Here is a 25,501-nt window from a genome sequence, read left to right on the forward strand (position 1 = left end):
ACCGCGCGGCGCGCGTCCCCGCCCTACGGGGAACGGTGGGTCTCGATACGCCTCTGCGGGGCTACTCGACCAGCATGGTGGGTGTCAGGCGTCGCGGCGGATCCAGCGGAAGGTGAGGCGGCTCGCGATCAGTCCCAGGACCAGCCAGATTCCGAGCGCGATCGCGACCCCGGTCAGGTCCCAGTCGCCGTTGACCTCGGCCTGCTCGAAGTCGGCCGGCAGGAAGACCGCCCGCATGCCCTGCGCGATCCACTTGAGCGGGAAGACGCTCGCGATCGTCTGCAGCCAGTCCGGCAGGGTCGTGAAGGAGAGGTAGGACCCCGAGACGAACTGCAGCACGAGCAGCGGTGGGACGATGACGGCCGTCGCGCTCTTCCCGGTGCGGGGGAGGGCGGAGACCGCGATGCCCAGGATCGCCGAGGTCGCCACTCCGGCCAGATAGATCCAGGCGAAGGTCGCCCAGCGACCGCCGTCGGTCGGCAGCGGCACCGAGAAGACGGTCGCGGCGACAGCGAGCAGCAGCGCCGTCTGCGCGACGCTCGTCACGAGCACCTGGCCGAACTTGCCGAGGAAGTAGCTCAGGACGGGCAGCGGTGCTCCGGCGAGGCGCTTGAGCGTGCCGTCGCCGCGCTCGACGGCGATGTCCACGCCGAGGTTCTGCACCCCGGAGAGCAGGATGCCCGCCGCCGCGAGTCCCGGCACGTAGTACTCGGCCATGCTGATGCCCGGGTCCTGCGGGTTCGCCTGCATCACCGCGCCGTCGCCGAACGCGACCGAGAAGATCGCGAGCAGCAGCACCGGGAAGAGGAAGGTGAAGAACACCTGGTCCGGCGCGCGGAAGTACGAGCGCACCTCGTAGCGCGCGCGGGCGGCGCCGAGCCGGAGGGTGCGGCCGACACCGGTGCGCAGCGCGGGGCGGGGGGCGGCGACGGCGCTCATGCCGGCTCTCCGATCACATCGAGGGCGGTGTCTCCGGCGCGGTCGTCGCGGATCAGGTCCAGGTAGATGTCCTCGAGGCTGGGCCGGAGGACCTCGAGGGCCGTCGGCTCGCCGAGGCGGGCGCTCAGCTCGGCGACGACGCGGGCCGGCTCCGGGGTGCGGAGGCGACGCTGCGCGCCGTCCTCCTGCCACTGGACGATCGGCACGCGGGCCTCGTCGCCGCCGATCTCGTCCATCCGCCCGATCGCGAGGAGGCGGCCGCCCGCGATGACCGCGGCCCGGTCGGCGAGGTGCGCGGCCTCGTCGAGGTAGTGCGTGGTGAGCAGGATGGTCGTGCCCTCGCTCTTGAGCAGCGCGACCAGGTCCCAGAACGCGTGCCGCGCCTCCGGGTCGAAGCCCGTCGTCGGCTCGTCGAGGAACACCAGCTCCGGACGGCCCACGATGCCCAGCGCCACGTCGACGCGGCGGCGCTGCCCGCCGGAGAGCTTGCCGATCCGCGAGCGCGCCTTCGCCGTGAGCCCGACCGCCTCGATCGTCTCGTCGACGTCGCGCGGGCTCGGGTAGAGGCTCGCGAAGTGGGCGATCTGCTCGCGGACCGTGGCGTTGCCCGATTCCCCGCTGGACTGCAGCACGATCCCGAGCCGCGACTTCCAGGCGAGGTCGCCGTGCCGCGGATCGACGCCGAGCACCGATGCCTCGCCGCCCGAGCGGTCGCGGTAGCCCTCGAGGATCTCGATCGTCGTCGACTTGCCGGCCCCGTTGGGCCCGAGCAGTGCGAACGTCTCGCCGCGCGCGATCTCGAAGGACACCCCGGTGAGGGCGGGCGCACCCCCATAGTCCTTCCGCAGATCGCGGACACGAACGGCGTCGTCAGGCGTCATCCCCCCAGCGTGCCCTGTCCCACCCCCCGAGCACAGTCATCCGCCCCCACAAGACGCCACTTGCGCCACCCCGACGGCGTGTCTTGCCTCCTAAGTGGCATCTCGCGAGCCCCCAGCCGCCGGACCGGACTCGATCCGGGAGGCGCGGCAGCAGGGTCGAGTGCAGCCGGCGATTCGCGTGCGAGCGAATCGTCGTGCGCGGACGCAGGACGCTCTGCGGAACGCACCCGTCTCAGGACGCCGACCGCGGCTGATCGACGACGAAGGAGGAGATCAGCTCAGAGGCACCGTGCAACCGGCGATTCGCGTGCGAGCGAATCGTCGTGCGTGGACGTACGACGCTCTGCGGAACGCACCCGTCTCAGGACGCCGACCGCGGCTGATCGACGACGAAGGAGGAGATCAGCTAACGGCACCGAACAGCGCTTGAAGGCGCTTCGCGCCTTCAAGCAGCGCGTCGTCGCCGAGCGCGTAGGAGAGGCGGAGGTAGCCGCTGGGTCCGAAGGCCTCGCCGGGGACCGTGGCGACCTCGGCCTTCTCGAGGATGAGGTCGGCGAGCTCCAGCGAGGTGGTGGGCGTGACGCCGTCCCACTCGCGGTTCAGCAGTCCGCGGACGTCCGGGTAGACGTAGAACGCGCCACCGGGGGTCGGGCAGTCGACACCGTCGATGGCGTTCAGCGCGTCGACGATGGTGCGGCGGCGGCGGTCGAAGGCGAGGCGCATCTCCTCGGCCGGCTCCTGCGGGCCGGTGAGGGCGGCGATCGCGGCGCGCTGCGAGATGTTGGAGACGTTGCTGGAGAGGTGCGACTGCAGGTTCGAGGCGCCCTTGATCGCGTCGGCGGGGCCGACCATCCAGCCCACGCGCCAGCCGGTCATCGCGTACGTCTTGGCGACTCCGTTGACGAGGATCGTGCGGTCGCGCAGGGCGGGGACGGCCTCGACGATCGAGGTGGCGCGGGTGAGCGGGCTCGCGTCGTCCTGGCCCTCGGCCGCGTACACCAGGTTCTGGTAGATCTCGTCGGCGATCACCCAGAGGCCGTGCTCCTCGGCCCACTCGCCGATCTCGCGGGTCTGCTCGGCGGAGTAGACCGCGCCGGTGGGGTTCGAGGGGGAGACGAAGAGGAGGACCTTGGTGCGCTCGGTGCGCGCCGCCTCGAGCTGCTCGACGGTGACGAGGTAGCCCTGGTCCGCGCCGGCGAAGACGTCGACCTGGACGCCGCCGGCCAGCTTGATCGCCTCGGGGTAGGTGGTCCAGTAGGGGGTCGGCACGAGCACCTCGTCGCCGTCGTCGAGCAGGGTCTGGAACGCCTGGTAGACGGCCTGCTTGCCGCCGTTGGTGACGACGACCTGCGACGCCTCGACGGCCCAGCCGGAGTCGCGCGCAGTCTTCTCGGCGATGGCCTCGCGGAGGTCGGGCAGACCGGCCGCCGGCGTGTACCGGTAGTTCCTCGGGTCGAGCACCGCGGCCGACGCGGCCTCGACGATGTGCTGCGGCGTGGTGAAGTCGGGCTCGCCCGCGGCGTAGGAGATCACCGGCCGCCCCTGGGCCTGGAGGGCCTTCGCCTTCGCGTCGACCTTGAGGGTCGCGGACTCGGCGATGGCGGCGATGCGGGCGGAGATGCGCGTGGTGGAGGACACGACGGCCAGCGTATCGCGCGGGCGCGGGGGCCTCCAGGCGACGGGTCGCGCCCGGCTGGACACGTCCAGCGGGTCCACGTACACTCGTCTGCGGTAGTCGAACGCTGCCAGGATTCACAGCGCCCGAGGCGGTTGCTGAGGCTCCCGAAGACGTTCGACTCCTCCTCGGATGCTCGCAACGGCATCCATAGGGCGGTGGCTCAATTGGTAGAGCAGCGGTCTCCAAAACCGCAGGTTGCAGGTTCGAGCCCTGTCCGCCCTGCACATCGATGCCCGTCGCTCGCGGTCCCCGCGATGCAGCGGTCATCGGTCCAGGACCGCCCACGGGCGGTCGGCCACACCGGAGGTTCCGGTGCGGGAAAGGTGCGTGCAGGTGGCCGGGAAAGCAGTCGACGAGCCGAGCGAGGACGTCGTCGCGATCGCCAATCAGCAGCGCGAGGCGCGGCGCAGTCCGTTCGCGCGCATCGCCCTCTTCATCCGGCAGGTCATCGCCGAGCTGAAGAAGGTCGTCACGCCGACGCGCAAGGAGCTCGGCAACTACGTCGTCGTGGTCCTGATCTTCGTCGTGATCATGATGGCGCTGGTGTCGCTGCTGGACTGGGTGTTCGCGCTCGCCGTGACCTACGTGTTCGGCACACCGGCGTCCTGACCCCCGCCACCCGACCCGGGAGCGTCCCGTCCGCAGGAGCGGGGGACGCCGACGGCAGCGGCACGCGAATCCCGACGGGACGCGGCCGATCGATCGAGAGAGAGTTACGAGTGTCTGACAGAAACCGCGACGACGTCGACTGGGCCACCGCCGCCGAGCAGTCGTCCGAGGTCGACGAGGTTCAGGAGGGCGACACCCAGATCCAGGCTGAGGACGCCGTCGAGCCCGCCGAGGAGGGCGCCCTGAGCGTCATCGACGAGAACGAGTCCGAGGACGACCTCGCGTCGGACCTCGAGGCCGCGCTCGACGCGATCGGCTCCGTGGACGACCCCGAGGCCGACTCGGCCGTCGACGAGGCCGCGCACATCGACACCGTCGAGGAGGCCGAAGCGGCCCTCGAGGCCGTCGAGGACGAGGCCGAGGTCGCCGCGGAGGACGCGGAGGCCGAGGGCGAGGACCTCGCCGACATCGACCCGTACGAGGCGTTCCGCGCCGAGCTGCGCGGCAAGATGGGCAAGTGGTATGTCATCCACTCCTACGCGGGCTTCGAGAAGCGCGTGAAGTCGAACATCGAGAACCGCAAGGTCTCCCTCGAGGCCGAGGACTACATCTTCGAGGTCCAGGTCCCGATGGAGGACGTGGTCGAGATCAAGAACGGCCAGCGCAAGATGGTCACCCGCGTGCGCATCCCCGGCTACGTGCTGGTGCGCATGGACCTCAACGAGGACTCGTGGTCGGTCGTCCGCCACACTCCGGGCGTCACCGGCTTCGTGGGCAACGCCCACAACCCGACGCCGCTGCGCTTCGAGGAGGCCTTCACGATGCTGAAGAGCCTGGTCGAGATCAAGGAGGTCGCGCCGTCCAAGACGGCCGGCGTCAAGGGTCAGAAGCAGGCGCAGCGCGTGCTGCCCGCCGAGGTCGACTTCGAGATCGGCGAGACCATCACGATCAAGGAGGGCTCGTTCGCGGGTCTTCCCGGCTCGATCAGCGAGATCAAGCCCGAGAGCGGCAAGCTCACGGTCCTCGTCTCGCTCTTCGAGCGCGAGACCCCGGTCGAGCTCTCGTTCGACCAGGTCACCAAGCTCTGACGACGGACCCCCGTCCGGCCGAGGCCCTTCCCGCACTGTCGGGGAGGGCCTCCGCCGTGTAAGCTCGTACGGGTTTTCGTGTCGGCGCCCGTCCGCGTGCGCGCCGACCGACCCTCCTCCACCGCGATCCGGCTCCGTCGGATGCGCGGGAGAGCGGCCGGGAGCCCCCGACCGCTCGAACCCTGAGAAAAGGAATCCTGAATGGCCCCCAAGAAGAAGGTCACCGGCCTGATCAAGCTCCAGATCAAGGCGGGCGCCGCGAACCCGGCCCCCCCGATCGGTCCGGCGCTCGGTCAGCACGGCGTCAACATCATGGAGTTCTGCAAGGCGTACAACGCGCAGACCGAGTCGCAGCGCGGCAACGTCATCCCCGTCGAGATCACCGTCTACGAGGACCGCTCGTTCACCTTCATCCTGAAGACCCCGCCCGCGGCGGAGCTCATCAAGAAGGCCGCCGGCGTCGCCAAGGGCTCGTCGACCCCGCACACCGTGAAGGTCGCGAAGCTCACCATGGCGCAGGTCCGCGAGATCGCCGAGGCCAAGCAGGCCGACCTGAATGCGAACGACATCGAGGCCGCCTCGAAGATCATCGCGGGCACCGCTCGGTCGATGGGCATCACGGTCGAGGGCTAGTCCCTCCGCCTTTCCAGAACTCACACCGTGGGAGAGCCCGCCAGGCTCTAGAACCACATTCTCGTTTCAAGGAGAAACAACATGGCACAGAAGTCGAAGGCCTACCGGGCCGCCGCCGCCAAGCTCGAAGAGGGCAAGTTCTACACCGCCGACGAGGCCGTCGCGCTCGCGCGCGAGACCGGCTCCGCGAAGTTCAACAGCACCGTCGAGGTCGCGCTCAAGCTCGGGGTCGACCCGCGCAAGGCCGACCAGATGGTCCGCGGCACGGTCATCCTGCCGCACGGCACGGGCAAGACCGCCCGCGTCATCGTGTTCGCGACCGGTCCGGCCGCTGAGGCCGCGATCGCCGCGGGCGCCGACGAGGTCGGCGGCGCCGAGCTCATCGAGAAGGTCGCCGGCGGCTACACCTCGTTCGACTCCGCGGTCTCGACCCCGGAGCTCATGGGCCAGGTCGGCCGTCTCGGAAAGGTGCTCGGCCCCCGCGGCCTCATGCCCAACCCGAAGACCGGCACCGTGACCCCGGACGTGGCTCGCGCCGTGACCGAGATCAAGGGCGGAAAGATCGAGTTCCGCGTCGACAAGCACGCCAACGTGCACCTCGTCGTCGGCAAGGCCGCTTTCACGGAGGAGCAGCTCCAGGAGAACTTCAAGACGGCTCTCGACGAGATCGTCCGCCTGAAGCCGTCCTCCTCGAAGGGCCGCTACATCCAGAAGGCCGCCGTCTCGACGACCTTCGGCCCCGGCATCCCGCTGGACGTCAACGTCCTGGCCTGAGCCTCGGCACAGCACTGAGCTGCGCAAGCAGTGACGGGAGGGGATCCGCTTCGGCGGGTCCCCTCCTTCGTCGTTCCAGCGGCGCCGCGTGCGCCGGGCATACTGAACGGCGTGTCCGACTCCCTCCCCCCGAGCATCGACCCCGTGACCGTCCGCCGCGCCTCTGCCGCTGACGCCGGGGAGCTCGCCGCCGTCGCCGCCGCGACCTTCCCGCTCGCCTGCCCGCCGCACGTCACCGAGGAGGCGAAGGCGGACTTCATCCGGACCGTGCTGTCGGTCGAGCGCTTCCGCGGCTACCTCGCCGATCCCGGCCGCGTACTGTTCCTGGCGGAGGACGACTCCGGGGCGCTCGGCTACACGATGCTCGTGCGGGGCGAGCCGTCCGACCCCGAGGCGGCGGTCGCGGTCACGGTCCGGCCGACGATCGAGCTGAGCAAGTGCTACGCGCTGCCCGACCGGCACGGCTCGGGGATCGCGGCGCGGCTGATGGCCGCGACCCTCGACGAGGCGCGCGCGATCGGCGCCCTCAGTGTCTGGCTCGGCGTGAACCAGGAGAACGAGCGCGCACGCCGCTTCTACGCGAAGCACGGCTTCGCGCCCGTCGGCGTCCGGCACTTCCTCGTCGGCGGCCGCCTCGAGGAGGACTTCGTCCTCGAGCGCCCCCTGCCCTGACGCCGTGCTCCCCTTCGCGAGATGCCACTTGTGCACGCCCGACACGGCGTGTCGCGTGCACAAGTGGCATCTCGCGGGAGGGGAGGGGGGTCAGCCCTCGGCGACGGTGAGGACGAGCTTGCCGCGGGTGTGGCCGGTCTCGAGCTGCGCGTGCGCGGCGCCGGCGGCGGAGAGCGGGTAGACGCCGTCGATGAAGACGCGGACGTCGCCGGACTCCAGCAGACGGGAGACGACGCCGAGCGTGGCGCCGTCGGGGGCGACGCGGAAGGTGGAGGCCCGAACTCCCGCGGCGGCCGCCTCCTCGAAGAACTCCGGCCAGCTGCCGGTCGGCGCGTTGACGATCAGCCCACCGGGGCGCAGCACCGACAGTGAGCGGGAGCCCGTGCTGTCGTGCACGTTGCCGACGAGGTCGATCACCACGTCGACGCCGGACAGCAGCTCGTCGAAGCGCTCGGTGGTGTGGTCGATGACCTGGTCGGCGCCGAGCTCACGCAGCCATTGCAGGTTGCGGGTCGAGCCGGTCGCGATCACCGACGCACCGAAGTAGGCGGCGAACTGCACGGCGAAGTGCCCGACGCCGCCCGACCCGGCGTGGATCAGGATCCGCTGGCCCTCGTGCGCCTTCGCCAGCTCGACGACCATGCCCCAGGCGGTCAGCGCGGCGAGCGGCACCCCCGCCGCCTCGACGTGCGAGAGCGTCGACGGCTTGCGGGCCAGGGAGACGCTCGGGACGCTGACGTACTCGGCGTAGGAGCCGGAGTAGCGCGGCACCATCACGAAGCCGTAGACCTCGTCACCGGGGCGCAGCGGGTGCGCCGGGTAGGGGCTCGAGACGACGATGCCGGAGAAGTCGTGGCCGAGCACCGCCGGGTAGGAGGGGATCTGCGCGGCGACTCCCTTGCCCGCTCGCGTCTTCACGTCGAGCGGGTTCACTCCCGCCGCGATCACCTTGACGGCGAACTCGGCGTTGATCGCGGTCGGCGTGGGCACCGTCGCCAGGTGGAGGACCGAGCAGTCGCCCGGGGCGTCGATGACCGCCGCCGTCATCGTCTCGGGGAGCACCACCTCCTCCGGGATGTCGCCGATCGCGAGGCCGTGGCCGAGCGCGCTGTTGTGCATCATCGCCCTTTCCTGATCCGGCGCCGGTGGTCCTTCGAGCAGGCGGGAGGCGGCTGTCCGCCCCGACCGACCCCGCTTCCGCGCGCCGCGTTCAGTCAAGCCCGGTAATGAGTCCGGGCTGTTTCGGCGGTGTCACCCCTCGGAGAAGAAAGCCCTCTTGTCCCCCGTGCGGGAGGGGTGGGCGCCCGGTCGTCTCCTGAGTGGCGCTCCAGGTGCGGTCTGGCACGATGAGGGGGTGCGACGACGAGCGAACGGCCCCCTTCTCGTGGTCGGGGCGCTCCTGGTCCTCGCGGGGCTTGCTTTGCTGCTGGCCGCGCGGTTCAGCATCGGCACGAGCCGCTGGGTCTACGTCAGCGAGATGGGCGCGCCGGACCTGCCGACCGCAGGCACCTTCCGCATCGCCCTGCTGCTGGTCGCGGCGGGCGGCGTCGCGATCGCGATCGGGGCGCGAGCGGTGCGGACGCGGCTGCTGCCCGGCTTCCGGCCGGCGCTGGCGATCCTCCTCGCGGCTCTCTGCTTCGCACTCGCCTCGCAGGTGACCTGCTCGGCGGGCTGCCCGCTCCCGGTGGGGCCGCGGTTCAGCTGGCAGGATCTGATCCACACCTCCGCCGCGGTGCTCGGCTTCTCTGCGGCCTGCCTGGCGATGCTGCAGCTCGCGACCGCGCGGGAGCGGCCGGGGGTCGCCAGGCTGTCGCTGGTCGCGGGCATCGCGGTGGCCCTGGTCGCAGGGACCGGCGCGATCTTCTCGCTGCTGCGGCTGTGGCTGGGAGTCGGCGGCACCCTCGAGTTCGTCGCGACGGCGATCGCGGTGCTCTGGCTGGCCGTCGTCGGGCTCGTCCTCGCTGGCGAGGAGTTCAAGGGTGGGCGGGCGGGCGAGGAGTTCCGGGCGGCCGCGACCGGCCGGGAGCTCAGCGACCGAGCCACTCCCGGACGTGACCGCGGATCCGCTCCTGCTGCTGCGACAGACCTGCGTCCCGCGACGGGACCTGCTCGAGGTCTGCGTCCGGAAGAGCCCTAGCCCACTGCTCGGCGACCGCGACCGGGTGCACCGGGTCGCGGTCGGCCGCGATCACGAGCGTGCGCGCGATGACCTCGCCGAGCTCGCCGGAGTCGCGGTAGGCGGCGTTCCGCGGGATCTCGGCCAGGCGGACCGCGCGCTCCTGGGCCTGCGGCGAGCGGAACTGCAGGCAGAGCGCCTCCGCCGACGCGGGCGACACCTGGGCCGCGCGCTCGAAGAGGCCGGAGGCGCGGAAGAGCCGCTCGCCGCGCTTGGCGCCGTGGTCGTGCAGCAGCTGCGCGATGACAGGGAAGACCGTGAGGTTGTCCGGCAGCGGCTCCGCGGTGAAGGCGGGGCGGACGAACACGGCCCGGTCGATCGGCAGGACCTTCCTGCTGGCGAGCCGCAGGGCGATCGCGGCGCCCATCGAGATGCCGAGGACGGTGAGCGGCTTGTGCGCGGCTCCGGCCCGGATCACGTGCTCGGTCACCTCGTCCGCCAGGGCGTCGAGCGAGAAGTCGGCCGCGCCGCCGATCAGCTCGGAGGCGCCGTGGGCCCGGACGTCCGGCGCAATGACCTCGGTGCCGGCCGGCAGGGCCGCGCGCAGGAGGCCGAGCGGCTGGGAGCGGTCGCCGCCCAGGCCGTGCAGGAGCAGGGCGGTCATCGCCGGCCCGCGCGCGTTCTCTCGTGCAGCTCGGCCATCAGCATGCCGGCGAGGCGGACCAGCACGTGGATCTCGTCCTCGTCGCGGTCGACCCAGCGGAACTCGGGGACGGCGTCGATCGGGACGAAGTCGCGGTGCTGCTCCCAGACGACGAGAGTGCGCTCGGCGCCGAGGACGTACTGCTGCCAGAAGACCTGGCGCAGGTAGTGGCGCGGGATGCTGCGCCACTGCTTCGAGGTCGTCTTGATCTCGCAGAGCTCGAGGCGGCCGTCCTCGCGGAGGCCGATGCCGTCGGGCGTGGCCAGGTGGCGGCGCTCCTGACTCGCATGGAAGAGGGTGCTGCTCGGCTCGATCGCGTGCTCGCGGAGCACCCAGGCGGCGATCTCCGGCTCGCGGGCGCGGCCGTGGTCGGTGAAGGCGTTGCCGCTGAAGCTCGAGCCGTAGAGCTTGTCGAGCGCGGCGCGGTCGATGGCCGCGGGGGAGGACAGGCGCGCGACGTCGGTCGCGGTGATGCCCCGCGAGCGGGCGCGCAGCCAGGCGACGCGGTCGGAGGAGTCGGCGACGACCCGGCGGAGGTGCGGCGGCTTCGCGTCCACGAAGACGGGTTGCGTCTCCCAGGGGAACGAGAGCTGCAGATCGGGCACCGATTCATTCTCTGCCTGTCGGGCCGTCCTGCCCAACCGGCACGCCGTCGGCGGGGGGAGGTCGGCGCGGGTGCGGGCCGGGTCAGGCGCTGAGGAAGGCGTCGACCTCGGCGGGGGAGAGCAGGTGGCGGCGGACCATCAGGGCGGCGCCGCGGACGCCGCCGCCGGTGTCGCCGGAGGCCTGCACGATGTCGAGGGCGCGGGTCGCCAGGGGGAGGGAGCGGCGGTAGACCACCTCGCGGACGCCGGCGAGGACCTCGTGGCTCGCCTCCGCGATGCTGCCGCCGATGACGATGACGGAGGGGTTGAGCAGGTTGACGCAGGTCGCGAGCACCTCGCCGAGGTCGCGGCCGGCGGCGCGGGTCAGCTCGACGGTGGTCGGCTCGCCGGCGGTGAGCAGGGCGACGACGTCGGAGGTCCGGGCGACCGGGAGGCCGGCGGCGGTGTGCAGGCCTGCGGCGGTGAGGCGGCGGGCGATGGCCGAGCCGCTCGCGATCGCCTCGAGGTCGGCCTCGCCGCGGTCGCCGGGCACCTGCACGTGGCCGAGGTCGCCCGCCGCGCCGAGGGCACCGCGCTGCAGGGCGCCGCCGCTGACGATGCCGGCGCCGATGCCGGTGGAGACCTTCACGTAGAGGAGGTCGTCGACGTCGGCGTAGTGCGCGGCGTGCTCGCCGAGCGCGAGCAGGTTCACGTCGTTGTCGACGAGGACGGGGACGGCGAGGCGGCGGCCGACCGCGGCGGGGATGTCGAAGCGGTCCCAGCCGGGCATGATCGGCGGCTTCACCGGGCGGCCGGTCGCGTGCTCGACCGGGCCGGGGACGCCGACGCCGACGCCCGCGAGCGGACCGGCGCCGGGGGTCTGCGCGAGCAGCGCGTCGGCGACGTCGAGGGCGTGGCCGAGGACGACCTGCGGGCCGTCGGCGATCGCGATCGCCTCGCGCCGCTCGGCCAGGACGCGGCCGTCGAGGTCCGTCAGGGCGACGGTGGCGTGCGCGGCACCGAAGTCGATGACGAGGAGGCTGCGCGCGCGGGCGTCGAAGGCGACGCGGCCGGCCGGGCGCCCGCCGGAGGAGGGGGCGTCGTCGCGGCGGGCGACGAGACCCGTCGCGATCAGCGCGTCGAGCTGCGCGGACACGGCGGCGCGGGGCAGGCCGGTCTCGGCGACGACGTCGGCCCGGGTGCGCGGCGCTCCGTCGGCGAGGAGGAGCAGCAGCTCGCCCACCGCGCTGATCGAGGAGCGGCGGCGCGGGGACATGGCTGGAGTCAACCACAGGGGGGTCGGCTTCTGCGCGTCGGGAGCACGCTTTCCCGCGCCGCGGCCCAGGGTTTTGCTTGGCGGGAAGCAAAAGTCCGCGTAGGGTCGGGGGACCAATGTTCGACGTCGATCAGGAGCACCCCCCGGTGGCCACACCCTCAGACCTCTCCGTCCAGCTCTACTCGGTCCGCGACGCGCTCGCGGAGGACCTGCCGGCCGCGCTGGACCGGCTCGCCGGACTCGGCTTCGCGAAGGTCGAGCTGTTCGACCTGGTGAACCGCGCCGACGCGTACCGCTCCGCCCTCCCGGCCGCCGGCCTCACGGCGCCGAGCGCGCACGCCCGGCTGCTCGAGACCGGGGCGCCGGTCGAGGAGATCCTCGACCTCGCCGCCTCGCTCGGGGTGCAGACCGTGATCGATCCGATGGTCGACCCGGAGCGCTGGACCAGCGCCGACGGCGTGAAGGCCATCGCCGACGAGCTCAACGGGCTCGTCGACTCCGCCGCCTCGCGCGGGTTGGTGCTGGGCTACCACAACCACGCCTTCGAGTTCGAGAACCGCGTCGACGGCCGCACCGCCTTCGAGCACCTCGCGGGCCTGCTCGACCCGCGCATCGTCCTCGAGCTGGACACCTACTGGGCCGCGGTCGGCGGTGACGACCCGGTCGAGGTGCTCGGCCGCCTCGGTGATCGCGTGCAGTTCCTGCACGTGAAGGACGGGCCGATCTCGAAGGAGACGTCCGAGCAGCTGCCCGCGGGCGAGGGGGCGATGGACGTCCCGGCGATCCTCGCCGCCGCCCCGCAGGCCCTGGCCGTCCTCGAGTTCGACGCCTACGCGGGCGACGTCTTCGAGGGCCTCGCCTCCGGCCTCCGCTACGTCTCGGAGCTCGGCGCATGAGCGGCGCGGGGCGCGTCGGCGTCGGCGTCATCGGCGCCGGCAACATCAGCACGCAGTACCTGACCAACCTCACCGTCTTCCCCGACCTCGAGGTCCTCTTCGTCGCGGATATCGACCTCGACCGCGCGAAGGCGCAGGCGGAGGCGTTCGGCGTGCCGGCCTCGGGCACGGTGGACGAGCTGCTCGCGCACCCCGGCATCGAGATCGTGGTGAACCTCACGATCCCGGCCGCGCACGTCGAGGTGGCGCGCAAGGCCGTCGAGGCGGGCAAGCACGTCTGGACCGAGAAGCCGTTCTCGCTCGACCGCGACAGCGGCGTCGAGCTGCTCGCGCTCGCGAAGGAGAAGGGGCTGCGCGTCGCGACGGCGCCCGACACGTTCCTCGGCGCCGGCCTGCAGACCGCTCAGCGCCTCATCGAGGGCGGAGCCATCGGCACACCGCTCTCGGCGATCACGCTCTTCCAGGGCCCCGGCCCCGAGGGCTGGCACCCGAACCCCGAGTTCTTCTTCACCACCGGCGGCGGCCCGCTGCTGGACATGGGGCCGTACTACATCACGACCCTCGTGCAGAACCTCGGCCCGGTCGAGAGCGTGACCGCGGTCTCCTCGCAGGCGCGGGCGACCCGCACGGTCGGCTCCGGCCCGCGCGAGGGCACCGAGTTCCCCGTGACGATCCCGACGCACATCGGCGGGCTCCTGCGCTTCGAGTCCGGCGCCTCGGCGCAGGGCGTCTGGAGCTTCGAGTCGAGCCTGCCGCGGATGGGCTTCGTCGAGATCAACGGCTCGGAGGGCACCCTCGTGCTCCCCGACCCGAACATGCACGACGGCGAGCTGACGCTGTACCGGCGCGGCGAGTCCGAGCCGGAGGTCGTGCAGGCGACCGGCTCGACCGCCTCGCGCGGCACCGGCGTGCTCGAGCTCGCGCGCGCGATCCGCACCGACCGTCCCGAGGCGGCCTCGGGCGATCTGGCCTACCACGTGACCGACGTGATGCTGTCGCTGCTCGAGGCCGCCGAGACCGGCGAGAAGGTGCTCGTCGAGAGCACCGTCGCGCCGCGCCCCGCTCTGCCCGAGGACTGGGACCCGAGCGAAGCGACACTCGTCTGATGGGCGGACCCCTGCGGGTCGGCGTGCTCGGCGGCGGCTTCATGGCCGCCGTGCACAGCCGGGCGGCCCGCAGTGCGGGCGCGGTGCTCGCGGGCATCGCCTCCTCCAGCCCGGCGAAGGGCGAGCGGGCGGCCGGCGAGCTCGGCTTCGAGGTCGCCCACGACGATGCGCGCGCGCTGATCGAGGACGACTCGATCGACGTGGTGCACGTCTGCACGCCGAACGGGACGCACGCCGAGCTCGCCCTCGCGGCGATCGCGGCGGGCAAGCACGTGGTCTGCGAGAAGCCGCTCGCGGCGACGACGGCGGAGGCGACCGCGCTCGTCGAGGCCGCCGCGGAGGCCGGAGTGGTCGCCACCGTGCCGTTCGCCTACCGGTTCCACCCGATGGTGCGCGAGGCGCGGGCGCGGGTCGCGGCCGGTGAGACCGGGCGGCTCGTGACGGTGCGCGGGAGCTATCTGCAGGACTGGCTGCTCGGCGCCTCCGACGACAACTGGCGCGTCGACCCGGCGGCGGGCGGGCGCTCCCGCGCCTTCGCCGACATCGGCTCGCACCTGGTCGATCTGCTCGAGTTCGTGACCGGCGAGCGGATCGCGGCGCTCGCCTCGCTCACGAGCACCGTGCACGCCGAGCGCGGCGGCCGTCGGGTCGAGACGGAGGACGCGGCCGGGGTGATCGTCCGCCTCGCGGGCGGCGCCGTCGGCACGCTGCTCGTCTCGCAGGTGACCGCCGGGCACCGCAACGAGCTGGTGCTCGAGGTCTCGGGGCTCGAGGAGTCGCTGCGGTTCGAGCAGGAGCTGCCCGAGACGCTGTGGGTCGGGCGGCGCGACAGCGCGACGCTCGTTCCGCGCGACGGGTCGATCCTGCGCCCGGATGCGGCGCGGCTCTCGATCGTGCCGAGCGGGCATCCGATGGGCTACCAGGACGCGTTCACCGCGTTCGCCCGGGACACCTACGCCGCCGTCGCGGGTGCCGAGGTCGAGGGTCTGCCGACCTTCGCGGACGGCCTGCGCGCCGCCCGCATCACCGACGCCGTCCTCGACGCCTCGGCGGCGGGCGCCTGGGTGGACGTGCCGGCCTAGCCCCCTCCGCGAGATGCCACTTGTGCACGCCTTTCACGGCGTGTCGCGTGCACAAGTGGCATCTAGCGGGAGTCCGGCTTACGCGGACTCGGCGTCCTTGGCGGCGCGCTCGGACTTGAGGCGGGCCTGCTCGCGGCGGACCTCGGCGTAGGAGTTCTGCTCGACGCGGAGCCACTCGGGGACCTCGTCGAGGAGGGCCTGGATCTGCTCGGTGGTCAGCGCCTCGTCGATGCCGCCGCGGGCGAGGCCCGAGATCGAGACGTTCAGGCGCGAGGCGATGACCGGGCGCGGATGCGGGCCGGTCTCGCGGAGCGTCGTCAGCCACTCGGGCGGGTTCGCGACGAGATCGTCGTACTGCTCGCGGGTGATCGCCGACTCCTGGAACTCCTCCGGAGTCGCGGGGAGGAAGATCTGGAGCTTCTTCGCCGCGGTCGCAGCCTTCATCGTCTGTGTCGCCTTGGCCATGCGGCAACCCTACCGGTGGGCGCGCAGGACCTACCCTGGACGGATGAGCGACGAGCCGGACCCCCGCGAGCAGCCGGCACCCCGCGAGGACGCGGTCGGCCTGGACGACGGGGCCGATGCCGCTGAGGCGGACCTGGAGACGCCGGAGACGGACGACGCGGACCCGGAGGGCGCCGAGCCGGACGACGTCGAGCCGGAAGGTCCCGCGCTTCTGATCGCCCTGGTGCCCGGCGTCACGCCGACCAAGTGGACCCGGGTCTGGTCCGAGCGCCGCCCCGACCTGCGGCTCCGCGTGCTCCCGATCGCGGAGAGCGAGCAGGAGGAGGTGCTGCGCGACGGCCGCGCGCAGATCGTCTTCGTGCGCGGGGACCTGCGCAGCGACTCCGTCAGCTCGATCCTGCTCTACGAGGAGCAGCCCGTCGCGATCCTGCCCCGGGACCACCCGTTCGCGGACGCCGAGGAGATGGACGTCGCCGACCTCGCCGACGAGCACCTGCTGCAGGAGCCGGAGACGGTGCCGGAGTGGGCGGCGCTCGCCGCGGAGATCGCGGACGGGACCCGCCGGGCGCTGCCGCGGATGGCCGGCCTCGACGACGCCGTCGAGCAGGTCGCCGCAGGAGTCGGCGTGCTGATCGTGCCGCAGTCGGTCGCCCGCGTGCACAGCCGGAAGGACGTGCGGGTCGTCCCCGTCACCGGCGTCGCGCCCACCAGCATCCGCCTCGCCTGGGCGACCGAGGACAAGACCGACGACGTCGAGGACTTCATCGGCGTGGTCCGCGGCCGCAGCGCGAACACGACGCGCGGCACAGCGGCGACGCCGAAGGTCGAGTCGCGGGCGAAGGCGGCGAAGGCGAAGGCCCGCGAGGCGCGGGAGAAGCTGGAGAAGGCCGGCGGCGGGAAGAAGAAGCCCGCCCGCCCCGGCGGTACCGCGCGGCCGGCTGTGCGGCGGACCCGGAAGCCCCGTGGGCGCTGAGCTCGACGGGGTTCCGCGCTGGAGCCTCCGGGCGGGGCGGCTCGACGACGCCCCGGTGATCGCCGAGCTGCGCGCCGTCGTGATGCGGCCCGACCTCGAGCGGCTCGACCGCTACGACGAGCACCGGGTGCGGCACCGCTTCCTGGACGGCTACCGGCCCGAGCACACCCGCGTGATCGAGGCGGATGGCCAGGTCGTCGGCTGCATCGCGTCGCGCCTCGAGGACGACGCGGTCTGGATCGAGCACTTCTACCTCGCGACCGCCGCGCAGGGGCGCGGGATCGGCGGGGCGGTCCTCCGGCGGGTGATGCTCGAGGACGGGCGCGCCGACCGGCCCTTCCGCCTCGACGTGCTGCGGGGGAGCGCCGCACGCCGGCTCTACGAGCGGCACGGCTTCCGCTTGGAGCGGCCCGAGGGGGAGTGGGACGAGATCCTGGTGGCGCCGCCGCTCGCTGCTGCCGTGGGCTGACCGCGACTCCGGAGCACCTCCGGCTCGCGGAACCGGTTCCGGCTCGCGGGAATCGGCCGTTTCGACGAGCCGGACGAGGTTCCGCGTGCCGGAGGTCCATCGGTGGGCCCGCTCCCGGCCGGCGGGGCTAGGGTGCGCAGATGCCCACGAGCGATGAGACCTGGACCCTGGCCGACCACGATGTACCGGTGTACTGCAGCGGAGAGGGCGGGCGCGTCCTGATCCTGATCCACGAGGTGTGGGGGGTCGACGGCCACATCCGCTCGGTCGCCGACCGGTACGCGGCCGAGGGCTTCCAGGTCGTCGCGCCCGAGCTGCTCGCCGACAGCGGTCTGCTCGAGCAGCTCGAGACCGAGCAGCGCGCGGACTACGACCACCCGGTCCGCCGGCTGCCGCGCCAGGTGGAGCTGCGGACGTTCTTCGCCCCGGTGTTCACACCGCAGCACGCGGTGCGGACGATTGCGATCCTCCGGGCGCTGGTCGAGCGGCTCCTGCGCGAGGAGGGGACGACGAGCGTCTCCGTCACCGGCTTCTGCTACGGCGGCACCTTCAGCTGGGCCCTCGCGCTCGCGGAGCCGCGCGTGGCCGCGGCCGTGCCGTTCTACGGGCACAACACCGCCTCGGCGGAGGAGCTCGGCTCGCTGCGCGTGCCGGTCCTCGCGTTCTACGGCGAGCAGGACGAACCGCTGATGGCGCAGGTCCCCGGGATCCGCGAGGCGACCGCGGGCAAGGACGTGGAGATCGTCGTGTATCCGGGAGCCGGGCACGCGTTCTTCAACGACGCGAACGAGGGCATGTACCGGGCGGATGCGGCGACGGACGCGTGGCCGCGTGCGCTGGCGTTCCTGCGGGAGCACGCGGGCTGAGGCGGGGCCTCAGCGGGAGGCGCGGCCGACCGAGGAGCAGGCGCTTTCTGCTGGTCGAGTAGCGCGCAGCGCGTATCGAGACCCGCTGTTCGAACGGTGGTGGATCTCGATACGCCCGCTGCGCGGGCTACTCGATCAGCATGGCTGTGCTGCCTGCTGCCTGCAGCTCCTCGATCAGCATGGGCTCACGCGACGTCGCGGACGTGGCCGTTCTTGAGGTGTAGGCGGCGCTGGGCGCGGCGGGCGACGGCGGAGTCGTGGGTGACGATGACGAGGGTGAGGCCGAGGTCCTTCCAGAGGGTCTCGAGCAGGGTCATGATGTCGTCGCGGGTGTCCTCGTCGAGGGCGCCGGTCGGCTCGTCGGCGAGGAGCACCGTCGGGTTCTTGACCAGTGCGCGGGCGATCGCGACGCGCTGCTGCTGACCGCCGGAGAGCTCGGTGGGCAGGTGGTCGAGCCGGTCGGCGAGGCCGACGGAGGCGAGGGCCGCCTTCGCCCGCTCGGCCCGCTCCGCCCGGGGGACGCGCTGGGGAGCGAGCGCCGTCTCGACGTTCTCGAGCGCGGTGAGCGTCGGGATCAGATTGAAGCTCTGGAAGACGATCCCCACCTCCCGCGCCCGGATCGAGGCGAGACGCGCGTCGCCCGCCGAGGAGATCTCGTGCTCGCCGAGGACGACGGTGCCCGAGGTGGGGCGGTCGAGGGCGCCGAGCATCTGCAGCAGCGTCGACTTGCCGCCGCCGGTCGGGCCCTGGATCGCGACCATCTGCCCGTCCGGGATGGTGAGGGTGACGTCCTTCAGCGCGGTGACCGTCGTCTTCGCTCCGTCGTAGCTCTTGGTGACGTTCGTGAGGGTGTACATGCGGGTGTCCTTCCGGGGACGAGGAGACGAGGAGACGAGGAGGTCAGCCGACCGAGCGGAGCGCGGCCGCGGGGCGCAGACGCGAGGCGCGCCAGCCGCCGAGGGCTCCGGCGAGCAGCCCGCCGAGGACGGCGAGGCCGACCGCGAGCAGGATCACCGGCACGGTGACGGGGAGCGAGAGCGCCACCTCGGTGGCCGCGGCGGTCTGCGCGGCGCCGGGGCCGCCTCCGCCGAAGCCGCCGCCGGGACCGCCGGCACCCATCGCCGAGGTGGTGGTGGAGGTGCCCGAGAGGGTGGGCGCGATCAGATTCACGATCGTGACGCCGACGAGCCCGAGGACGATGCCCGCGGCGCCGCCGATCAGCCCCTGGACGACGGACTCGCCGGCCACCTGGCGGACGATCGCGCCGTTGCTCCAGCCGATGGCCTTGAGCGTGCCGAACTCGCGGGTGCGCCGGGTGACGCCCGAGACGGTGAACAGGATCGCGATCAGGAACGCGGCGGCGAGGACCAGCAGCGAGAGCCAGGTGCCGAGGTTCGCCACGAGGCTGCCCGCGGTGGAGAGCGAGCCGGAGACGCTCGAGGCGAGGTCGGCCTGCGTCGAGACGGTCGCGTCGGGCAGCGCGGTCTGCAGGGCGGTCTGGATCGAGGAGATGTCCTCGGAGGAGGCGGCCTGGACGTAGACGGAGGAGATCAGTCCGGCCTGGCCGGAGAGGGTCTGGGCGACGTCGAGCGGGATGTAGGTGTCGGAGGCGGTGCTAGCGTCCGTGGAGTCGGTCGTGACGATGCCGATCACGCTGAAGTCGGTGCCGCCGATGTCGACGGTCGAGCCGACGGACAGCGCGGCCGTGGTCGCGTAGGAGGAGTCGACGACGACGACGTTCTGGCCCGCGTCGTCCGCGGTGAAGGTGCGGCCGTCGGTGAGGCTCACGTCGGCCAGGGGGCCGATCGCGGAGCCGGCCGGGTCGAGGCCGAGCACCGAGAAGGAGTCGACGCCGAAGGAGGAGCCCCCCGCGCCGTCCGGGCCGCCCGTGGGCGCCTCGCCGGCCGCCGGAGCGGTGCCTGCGGCGCCCTGACCCGCGGTGCCGCCGGTGCCGCCGGTGCCGCCCTGCTGGGCGGAGTCGGGCAGCTGCCCGCTGAAGGTCGTGTTGTTCAGCGCGAGGACGCCGATCGCGGCGGAGACGTCGGTCACGCCCTGCGCGGTGGCGACGGCCGAGGCGTCGAAGGTGGTCGTGCCGCGGTCGGCCTCGAGGCGCGACTGGCTGACGGAGGTGGTGCCGTCGTCGGTCGTCCCGTCGGTCGAGCCGAAGTCGAAGCGCTGGCCGGGGGCCTGCCCCTCCGTCGGGGCGACGGCGGCCTGGGTGACGGTGATGTCGGTGCCGACGCCGTAGACGGACTCGAGGACCGAGGCCTGGGCGCTGCGGACTCCGGCGGAGAACGAGGTGACGAGGATCACGAGGGCGATGGCGAGCGCCATTCCGGCGGCGATGATCATCGTCTGCCGGCGGCGGTTGGTCAGCTCTCGCCGGAGATAGGTGGCGAACATGGCGTCCTTCGGTCGGGGAGGCCGAGCGGTGGGGTCCGCTCGACGTCCCGACAGTAGGAAGGCGCGCTATGCGGCTCGTCTCGGTCGTCTATGAGTCGCCGATGTGCGCCGCCGGGCCCGCCGGCTCGCCGTGGGGTGACGTGCCGGTCAGCGCCGCTCCGCGCCGGGACGGAGGAGCCCGGCGACCAGCTCGAAGGTCCGCTCCGGCGCCTCGAGGTGCAGGTCGTGGTGCACGCCGGGGACGCGCCGCACGCCCCAGCCCGCCGCCTCGAGCCGGTCGACGACGGCATCGGGGAGCACGGCGGGCGAGTCGTCGGAGAGGACGAGGACCGACGGCACGGCCGGAGCGCCGACTGCGACCGGGTGGAAGGCGACGTCGCGGAAGACGCCGATCGCCATCGAGGCGTCGAACCGGCCGCGCGCGTCGTCCAGCGAGGCGCGGATCTCCGGCGGGTAGCCGCGGCGCACCGCGGCCCCCTTGCGCGCCTGCATCAGGCCGGCGACGCCCATCGTGAGCTGCGGGACCGCCCAGAACAGCCGCCCCGCGACTCCGCTGGTCGGCAGCGCGAGCGCGAAGCCCGGATCGAGGTAGACCGCCTGCGCGGGGCGGAGGCGCGGCACCGCGCGCACCAGCACCGCGCCGCCGAGCGAGTGCCCGACGACGCCGTCCAGGCCCGCCGGCAGGGTCTCGACGAGGTCGTCGGCGAAGTCGTCGAGGCGGTAGCGGGAGGCGCGGTCGCTCAGGCCGTGCCCGCGGAGGTCGACCGTGGTGACGGTGTACTCGCCGGTCGCGATCAGGCGATCGGCGAGCGGCGCCCAGGTCGCTCCGTCGGCGCCGAGGCCGTGGACGAGGGCCAGCCGGCGCTCGCCGTCTCCGGTCGTCGTGGTGTGCAGTCGCATCGGTCCGTCTTTCTCGAGGGGCGGGCGGGGGAGCAGGGGGCGGCGGGCGCAGGACGGCCCCGGGACCCCGCCGCGGGTCCCGGGGCCGTGCCGGTCAGCGGACCGACTTGATCGGGATCACCGCGAGCGCTCCGAGCACCACGAACACGATGCCCGAGACGAACAGCACGGGGTAGCCGCCGGTGAGCGAGACGAGCCCGGCCGCGATCGAGGGGCTGAGCGCCTGGGGGAGCGTCGTGGCGAGGCCGAGGATCGCGAGGTCGCGGCCCGCGGTGCTGGCGCCGGAGGTCATCGAGACGGGCAGCACCTCGGTCATCAGGGCGAGGTCGATCGAGATGTAGGCGCCGAAGCCGAGGCCGAGCAGGAAGCTGTAGATCAGGATGCCGGTGGTGGTCGGCAGCACCAACGGGACGGCGAGGCCGATCGCCATGATCACCGAGGCCCAGACGATGAAGGGCTTGCGGCGCCCGATCCGGTCGGACAGCACTCCGCTGGTGAGCGCGGAGATCAGCACGCCGAGCAGGAGGACGATGCCGATCTGCGCGGCGAAGCCGTTGGACGCCTCGTCGCTGAGGCCGATGTAGTCGCGCAGGATGTAGAGCCCGAAGGTCTGCGCGCCGTAGAAGCCGATCACCATCAGGAAGCGCGCCGCGAAGGCCCAGGCGAAGTCGGGGTGCTTGCGGGGGTCGACCCAGAAGCCGCGGAGGAACTCGCCGAGGGTCTGGCGGGGAGCGGCGACGTCGTCGCGGCTGGAGCGGTCGGGGTTGACCACGACGAAGAGCGCGACGATCACGAGCAGGAGCACGGCGAGGACGACGTAGGGCAGCGCGCCCGAGCCGACCGTGGAGCCGGCGATGACGGCGCCGGCCGCGTTGCCGACGGTGATGCCGAGGCCGATCATGCCGGAGACACCGCCGCGCTTGGCCGCGGGGAAGCGGTCGGGCACGAGGGCGGTCGCGGCGGCCTGCAGGGCGTTGAGGCCGAGCTGGACCACGAGCCAGATCACGGCGACCATCACCACCGAGCTCGCCAGCGGGAGGCCGAGGACGAAGCCACCCGCGAGCAGCGCCCCGCCGATCATCCAGGGGGAGCGGCGGCCGAAGCGCGAGCGGGTCGCGTCCGACAGCGCGCCGGCGATCGGCTGCGCGAAGACGTTGGCGAGGAAGGCGACCGTGGTGACGATCGCGAGGTTGCCGATCTTGTTCGCGGCGTCGAGGTCGGCGACGAGGTTCGGGATGAGGATGCCGAGGCCGCCGGAGTTGATCGCGAGGATCGCGACGTAGACGAGGGCGAGGCCGACCGAGAGCCGGCGCAGCCGGAGCGGTCCGGTGAGGACGGGCGGGGTGTCGGCGACGGCGGCGGGGCCGGCGCTGTCGGGGGTCGGCGCGACGTCGGAGAGGCCGTGATCGGGGTGGGGAACGACGTTGTTCATGGGGAGCTCCTGAGCTGGGGGCGGCGGTGCCGCTCGGGGACGCTCCACTCTCGGTCCTCGCCGCCCTCGCCGACAATGGACGGACCTTCCACTCTCGAGCCGCAGGGTGGAGGATGCCTCCATGGCACGGCAGCAGTGGCTCGACCTCCTCGCGGACCAGGCCGACCTGCCCGCGCTCGAGGCGCACCGCGTCGCGCTGCTGGCGGCGGGCGCTCAGGAGTCCGTCGTCGACGCCGAGGCGCGCGCGGCCGTCGAGATCGCGGTGCTGCTGCAGGAGCGGCGCCACCGCGCGGTCGAGCTGGCGGCACTGAACGACATCGCCGGCCGGCTCGCCTCCGTCGCCGATCCGGGCGAGCTGCTGGTCGAGGTGGTCGACCAGGCCCGGCGGCTGCTGGGCGTCGACCTGACCTACGTGGTGCTGATCGCCGAGGACGACCTCGAGATCCGGGTCGCCAGCGGGGACCGCTCGGCGCACCTGGTCGGCGTGCGCCTGCCGAGCTCGGCCGGGCTCGTCGGCGCCGTGCTCGAGGCGGGAGCACCCCGGTGGACCTCGGACTACGCGGCGGACGAGACCCTCGTCCACGAGCCGCGCGCCGATCGCGCCGCCGCCGCCGAGTCGATCCGCGGCCTGCTCGGCGTGCCGCTCAGCGTGCGCGGGCAGGTCCTCGGCGTGCTGCTCGCCGCCAAGCGGGAGGAGCGGCGCTTCGGGCAGCACGAGATCAGCCTGCTGACGGCGCTCGCCGCGCACGCCGCGGTCGCGCTCGACAACGCCAGCAGAGCGCAGGAGCTGCGGGACGCGCGCGACGGTCTGGCGGCGACGCTGCGCCTGGACGCCGAGCTCACCGCGGCCGTGCTCGCGGGCGGCGACCCCGACTCCCTCGTCGAGCGGGTGCGGGCGATGACGGACGCGCCGGTGCGCTGGTTCGCGCACCCCGGCGCCGGGCCGATCGGGGCGGCGCTCGCCCGGGCGGGCGAGTCGGGCGATCCGGGCCGCATCCGGGTGGGCGAGGCGCTCGTGCAGCCGGTGCTGGCGGCGGGCACCCTCTTCGGCGCGCTGGTCGTCGACGACGCGGAGTCCGGCACGTCCGACTCCGGGGCGCCCGCCGTCGATGCGGCGCTGCTCGTCGAGCGCGCCGCTCCGCTGATCGCGCTGACCCTCGCCGGCGCTCGGGCGACCGCCCGCGCGGTGCAGCTCGGCCGCGACATCGCCACGATCGACCTGCTCAGCCGGAGCGAGGAGGACCCGGCCGCCGAGAGCCGGCGCTGGTGGGGAGCGGGCCTCGATCCCCGCCGGGCGCACCTCGTGGTGGTCGCGGGCGGCGACCCCGAGCGCGCCCGGCGGTACGTGGCGGGCCTGCGCCTCGGCGAGCGCGTCGCCTCGGCAGTGCACCGCGGTCAGCTGGTGCTCGTCGTCCCCGCCGACCTCGACCTGTCTCTGCGCTGGGGCGGCGAGGAGGCACCGGCGGCGGGCCTGGCCGGGCCGGTGCTCGAGCCCGCGGGGCTGCGCGCGGCGCACGCGGAGGCCAGCCGGACCGCCCGGGTCATGACGACGCTCGGCCGGACGGCCGTGCTGGCGCGGGCCGCAGACCTCGGCGTCTTCGCGGTCCTGCTCAGCCGGACGGGCCGGCAGGAGCTGCGCGACCAGACGGCGCGCGAGCTGGGACCGGTGCTCGCCGAGGAGACCGCGCGCGGCGTCCCGCTGCTCCGGACGCTCGAGGTGTTCCTCGACCAGGGCCGCCGGCCCACGGCCACCGCAGCGGCGCTGCGCGTGCACGTCAACACCGTCTATCAGCGGCTCGCGGCGCTCGACCGGCTGCTCGGCCGGGAGTGGCGGGGGCGGGCGCTGGAGCTCCAGGTGCTGCTGCGGTTGCGGCGCGCCGCGGAGGACCTCGACGACGCCTGAACCGGCGGGACGTCCGAAGACGCGACCGGCGGGGGAACCGTCCGGGGCCGACAGCGGAGCGCTGTTTCGCGACGCCTGATCGACCTCCTCGGCGGGTCGGCTCGCCTCGGCGAGGAACGCGACCGAGGCGCCGGTCGCCGGAGCGGCGCTCGGCGGCGCCCGGAACGGCGCGGATCCTCGCGCGCGGTCGTGCAGGCGGCTCTCAGCCCGGATCCAGGTTCTCCCGGATTCGAGTGATCCTCGCCGCGTTCGCCGGGATGGATCGAAAGGGGGACAGCTCCCTAGCTTTCCCCTTGTCCGGTCGCGGGGGTCTCCTCCGACGCACGGCCTCCGCTCCGACTCCTCGAAAGGGAACCCGTGCCCGAGAACTCCCTCTCCCGCCGCTCGCTCGCCAAGACCGCCGCCTGGAGCGTGCCGGTCGTCGCCGTCGCCATCGCCACTCCCGCTGCCGCCGCGTCGAACGCGACCGTCGACATCGTCGTCTCGCGCGCCTGCCGCACGCTCACGCTCGGCGGCTCCGTGCCGCGCTTCACGGTGTCCGCCGTGACGGGCAACATCCCCGCCGGCACGACCTTCACGCTGTCCAGCCCGCGCCTGGCGAACGTGAGCGTCTCGGCCGCGGGTGCGACCGTCGGCGTCCTCGTCAACAACACCATCACCTTCACCATCGCAACGGCGACCCCGTCGGCGATCATCGACATCACCGGCGTCCTGGGCGTCTTCGCGGTGGCCGAGTTCCGTCTCTCCCTCGCCAGTGTCCCCGCCGGCTTCACGGAGACCAACACGGGGAACAACACGGCGGCTGCGAACCTCACCGGTCTCTCCGCCTCCCCGCTGACCGGCTTCCTCGGGGTCTGCCTCGGGATCTAGGTCTCGATCACCTGAGCGGGCGACTTCGGTCGTCCCCGGTGACCGACCACCACAGAAGCGCCAGGACCGGTTCGGGGTCCTGGCGCTTCTGCGTTCCCGGACGCGCTCCCGCCGTCGTTCCCGTCCTCGGGGCTTCCCCCTGCCTCCCGCGCGGCCCTAGGCTCGCGCCACCCGGTACGAACC

Annotated in this window: 26 protein-coding genes and 1 tRNA gene; 15 read left to right on the forward strand and 12 right to left on the reverse strand. The window is 73.1% G+C overall.

Features of this window, described 5'->3' with window-relative positions; genetic code table 11:
• Positions 1-84: 84 nt before the first annotated feature.
• The 3 genes from MT351_RS04095 to MT351_RS04105 form a co-directional block, all read right to left on the reverse strand.
• A complete protein-coding gene (locus MT351_RS04095; RefSeq protein WP_132437571.1) occupies positions 85-939 on the reverse strand; it encodes an ABC transporter permease in 855 nt (284 codons plus the stop codon).
• Positions 936-1,820: an ABC transporter ATP-binding protein gene (locus MT351_RS04100; protein ID WP_123737390.1), complete on the reverse strand. Its 885-nt coding sequence runs from the start codon at positions 1,818-1,820 to the stop codon at positions 936-938. Before MT351_RS04100 ends, MT351_RS04095 begins: the two co-directional genes overlap by 4 nt.
• Positions 1,821-2,222: 402 nt before the next feature.
• On the reverse strand, positions 2,223-3,467 hold the full coding sequence (locus tag MT351_RS04105; protein WP_374204744.1) for a pyridoxal phosphate-dependent aminotransferase: 1,245 nt from the start codon (positions 3,465-3,467) through the stop codon (positions 2,223-2,225).
• Between the two features lie 180 nt (positions 3,468-3,647).
• Here MT351_RS04105 and MT351_RS04110 point away from each other — a divergent pair.
• From MT351_RS04110 to MT351_RS04135, 6 genes are all read left to right on the forward strand, one after another.
• Positions 3,648-3,720, forward strand: a tRNA-Trp gene (locus MT351_RS04110).
• A 111-nt stretch (positions 3,721-3,831) separates the two neighbouring features.
• A complete protein-coding gene (secE, locus tag MT351_RS04115) occupies positions 3,832-4,107 on the forward strand; it encodes a preprotein translocase subunit SecE (protein WP_123447877.1) in 276 nt (91 codons plus the stop codon).
• Between the two features lie 110 nt (positions 4,108-4,217).
• Positions 4,218-5,195, forward strand: a complete 978-nt coding sequence (gene nusG, locus MT351_RS20225; protein WP_123447823.1) for a transcription termination/antitermination protein NusG — start codon at positions 4,218-4,220, stop codon at positions 5,193-5,195.
• A gap of 201 nt (positions 5,196-5,396) precedes the next feature.
• Positions 5,397-5,828 carry a 50S ribosomal protein L11 gene (gene rplK / locus MT351_RS04125; RefSeq protein ID WP_123737387.1) on the forward strand — a complete coding sequence of 144 codons (432 nt, stop codon included), beginning with the start codon at positions 5,397-5,399 and terminating at the stop codon, positions 5,826-5,828.
• 81 nt (positions 5,829-5,909) lie between these two features.
• Positions 5,910-6,602, forward strand: a complete 693-nt coding sequence (gene rplA, locus MT351_RS04130) for a 50S ribosomal protein L1 (protein WP_123447821.1) — start codon at positions 5,910-5,912, stop codon at positions 6,600-6,602.
• A gap of 111 nt (positions 6,603-6,713) precedes the next feature.
• The gene (locus MT351_RS04135) at positions 6,714-7,274 is read left to right on the forward strand and encodes a GNAT family N-acetyltransferase (RefSeq protein ID WP_243581333.1); all 561 of its coding nucleotides are present in this window, start codon (positions 6,714-6,716) and stop codon (positions 7,272-7,274) included.
• 90 nt (positions 7,275-7,364) lie between these two features.
• Here MT351_RS04135 and MT351_RS04140 read toward each other — a convergent pair whose 3' ends face one another.
• On the reverse strand, positions 7,365-8,393 hold the full coding sequence (locus tag MT351_RS04140) for an NADP-dependent oxidoreductase (RefSeq protein WP_374204745.1): 1,029 nt from the start codon (positions 8,391-8,393) through the stop codon (positions 7,365-7,367).
• Between the two features lie 235 nt (positions 8,394-8,628).
• Between MT351_RS04140 and MT351_RS04145 the strand changes: the two genes are divergently transcribed.
• Positions 8,629-9,411: a DUF998 domain-containing protein gene (locus MT351_RS04145; protein ID WP_243581334.1), complete on the forward strand. Its 783-nt coding sequence runs from the start codon at positions 8,629-8,631 to the stop codon at positions 9,409-9,411.
• On the opposite strand, the gene MT351_RS04150 is transcribed toward MT351_RS04145, so the two are convergent.
• From MT351_RS04150 to MT351_RS04160, 3 genes are all read right to left on the reverse strand, one after another.
• Complete coding sequence (locus tag MT351_RS04150; protein WP_123737385.1) at positions 9,302-10,054, reverse strand: alpha/beta fold hydrolase; 753 nt, start codon at positions 10,052-10,054, stop codon at positions 9,302-9,304. The genes MT351_RS04145 and MT351_RS04150 overlap by 110 nt on opposite strands.
• Positions 10,051-10,698, reverse strand: a complete 648-nt coding sequence (locus MT351_RS04155; protein ID WP_159422160.1) for a YqaJ viral recombinase family protein — start codon at positions 10,696-10,698, stop codon at positions 10,051-10,053. The genes MT351_RS04150 and MT351_RS04155 overlap by 4 nt, the downstream gene beginning before the upstream one ends.
• Positions 10,699-10,780: 82 nt before the next feature.
• On the reverse strand, positions 10,781-11,953 hold the full coding sequence (locus MT351_RS04160) for an ROK family protein (RefSeq protein WP_243581335.1): 1,173 nt from the start codon (positions 11,951-11,953) through the stop codon (positions 10,781-10,783).
• Positions 11,954-12,099: 146 nt separating this feature from the next.
• Between MT351_RS04160 and MT351_RS04165 the strand changes: the two genes are divergently transcribed.
• From MT351_RS04165 to MT351_RS04175, 3 genes are read left to right on the forward strand one after another with little or no spacing between them, the layout of a single operon-like run.
• A complete protein-coding gene (locus tag MT351_RS04165; protein ID WP_243581336.1) occupies positions 12,100-12,849 on the forward strand; it encodes a sugar phosphate isomerase/epimerase in 750 nt (249 codons plus the stop codon).
• Positions 12,846-13,955, forward strand: coding sequence for a Gfo/Idh/MocA family protein (locus tag MT351_RS04170; RefSeq protein ID WP_243581337.1), 1,110 nt, complete (start codon positions 12,846-12,848; stop codon positions 13,953-13,955). The genes MT351_RS04165 and MT351_RS04170 overlap by 4 nt, the downstream gene beginning before the upstream one ends.
• Positions 13,955-15,037, forward strand: a complete 1,083-nt coding sequence (locus tag MT351_RS04175) for a Gfo/Idh/MocA family protein (RefSeq protein WP_243581338.1) — start codon at positions 13,955-13,957, stop codon at positions 15,035-15,037. Before MT351_RS04170 ends, MT351_RS04175 begins: the two co-directional genes overlap by 1 nt.
• Before the next feature lie 78 nt (positions 15,038-15,115).
• Here the strand turns inward: MT351_RS04175 and MT351_RS04180 are convergent, their stop codons facing one another.
• Complete coding sequence (locus tag MT351_RS04180) at positions 15,116-15,502, reverse strand: DUF5997 family protein (RefSeq protein WP_243581339.1); 387 nt, start codon at positions 15,500-15,502, stop codon at positions 15,116-15,118.
• 43 nt (positions 15,503-15,545) lie between these two features.
• Here MT351_RS04180 and MT351_RS04185 point away from each other — a divergent pair, with 43 nt between their 5' ends.
• The 3 genes from MT351_RS04185 (at position 15,546) to MT351_RS04195 (ending at position 17,810) form a co-directional block, all read left to right on the forward strand.
• A complete protein-coding gene (locus tag MT351_RS04185) occupies positions 15,546-16,475 on the forward strand; it encodes a LysR family substrate-binding domain-containing protein (RefSeq protein WP_243581340.1) in 930 nt (309 codons plus the stop codon).
• Positions 16,465-16,944, forward strand: coding sequence for a GNAT family N-acetyltransferase (locus MT351_RS04190; protein WP_243581341.1), 480 nt, complete (start codon positions 16,465-16,467; stop codon positions 16,942-16,944). The genes MT351_RS04185 and MT351_RS04190 overlap by 11 nt, the downstream gene beginning before the upstream one ends.
• Before the next feature lie 140 nt (positions 16,945-17,084).
• A complete protein-coding gene (locus tag MT351_RS04195) occupies positions 17,085-17,810 on the forward strand; it encodes a dienelactone hydrolase family protein (RefSeq protein WP_123737378.1) in 726 nt (241 codons plus the stop codon).
• Positions 17,811-17,995: 185 nt separating this feature from the next.
• Here the strand turns inward: MT351_RS04195 and MT351_RS04200 are convergent, their stop codons facing one another.
• From MT351_RS04200 to MT351_RS04215, 4 genes are all read right to left on the reverse strand, one after another.
• On the reverse strand, positions 17,996-18,667 hold the full coding sequence (locus MT351_RS04200; protein WP_132437581.1) for an ABC transporter ATP-binding protein: 672 nt from the start codon (positions 18,665-18,667) through the stop codon (positions 17,996-17,998).
• A 43-nt stretch (positions 18,668-18,710) separates the two neighbouring features.
• Positions 18,711-20,213 carry an ABC transporter permease gene (locus MT351_RS04205; protein ID WP_132437582.1) on the reverse strand — a complete coding sequence of 501 codons (1,503 nt, stop codon included), beginning with the start codon at positions 20,211-20,213 and terminating at the stop codon, positions 18,711-18,713.
• Positions 20,214-20,360: 147 nt separating this feature from the next.
• Positions 20,361-21,113 carry an alpha/beta fold hydrolase gene (locus tag MT351_RS04210; RefSeq protein WP_243581342.1) on the reverse strand — a complete coding sequence of 251 codons (753 nt, stop codon included), beginning with the start codon at positions 21,111-21,113 and terminating at the stop codon, positions 20,361-20,363.
• Positions 21,114-21,207: 94 nt separating this feature from the next.
• Positions 21,208-22,545 (reverse strand): MFS transporter, encoded by a 1,338-nt coding sequence (locus tag MT351_RS04215; RefSeq protein ID WP_243581343.1) that lies wholly within the window; start codon positions 22,543-22,545, stop codon positions 21,208-21,210.
• Between the two features lie 121 nt (positions 22,546-22,666).
• On the opposite strand from MT351_RS04215, the gene MT351_RS04220 reads away from it, so the two are divergent.
• Both MT351_RS04220 and MT351_RS04225 read left to right on the forward strand, forming a co-directional pair.
• Entirely contained in the window at positions 22,667-24,448 is a 1,782-nt protein-coding gene (locus MT351_RS04220) for a GAF domain-containing protein (protein WP_243581344.1), read from the forward strand.
• A 357-nt stretch (positions 24,449-24,805) separates the two neighbouring features.
• Positions 24,806-25,318, forward strand: a complete 513-nt coding sequence (locus MT351_RS04225; protein ID WP_123737372.1) for a hypothetical protein — start codon at positions 24,806-24,808, stop codon at positions 25,316-25,318.
• Positions 25,319-25,501 lie beyond the last annotated feature (183 nt).

Origin of the sequence: Rathayibacter sp. VKM Ac-2926 (genome assembly GCF_022815565.1) — a bacterium.
GTDB lineage: Bacteria > Actinomycetota > Actinomycetes > Actinomycetales > Microbacteriaceae > Rathayibacter > Rathayibacter festucae.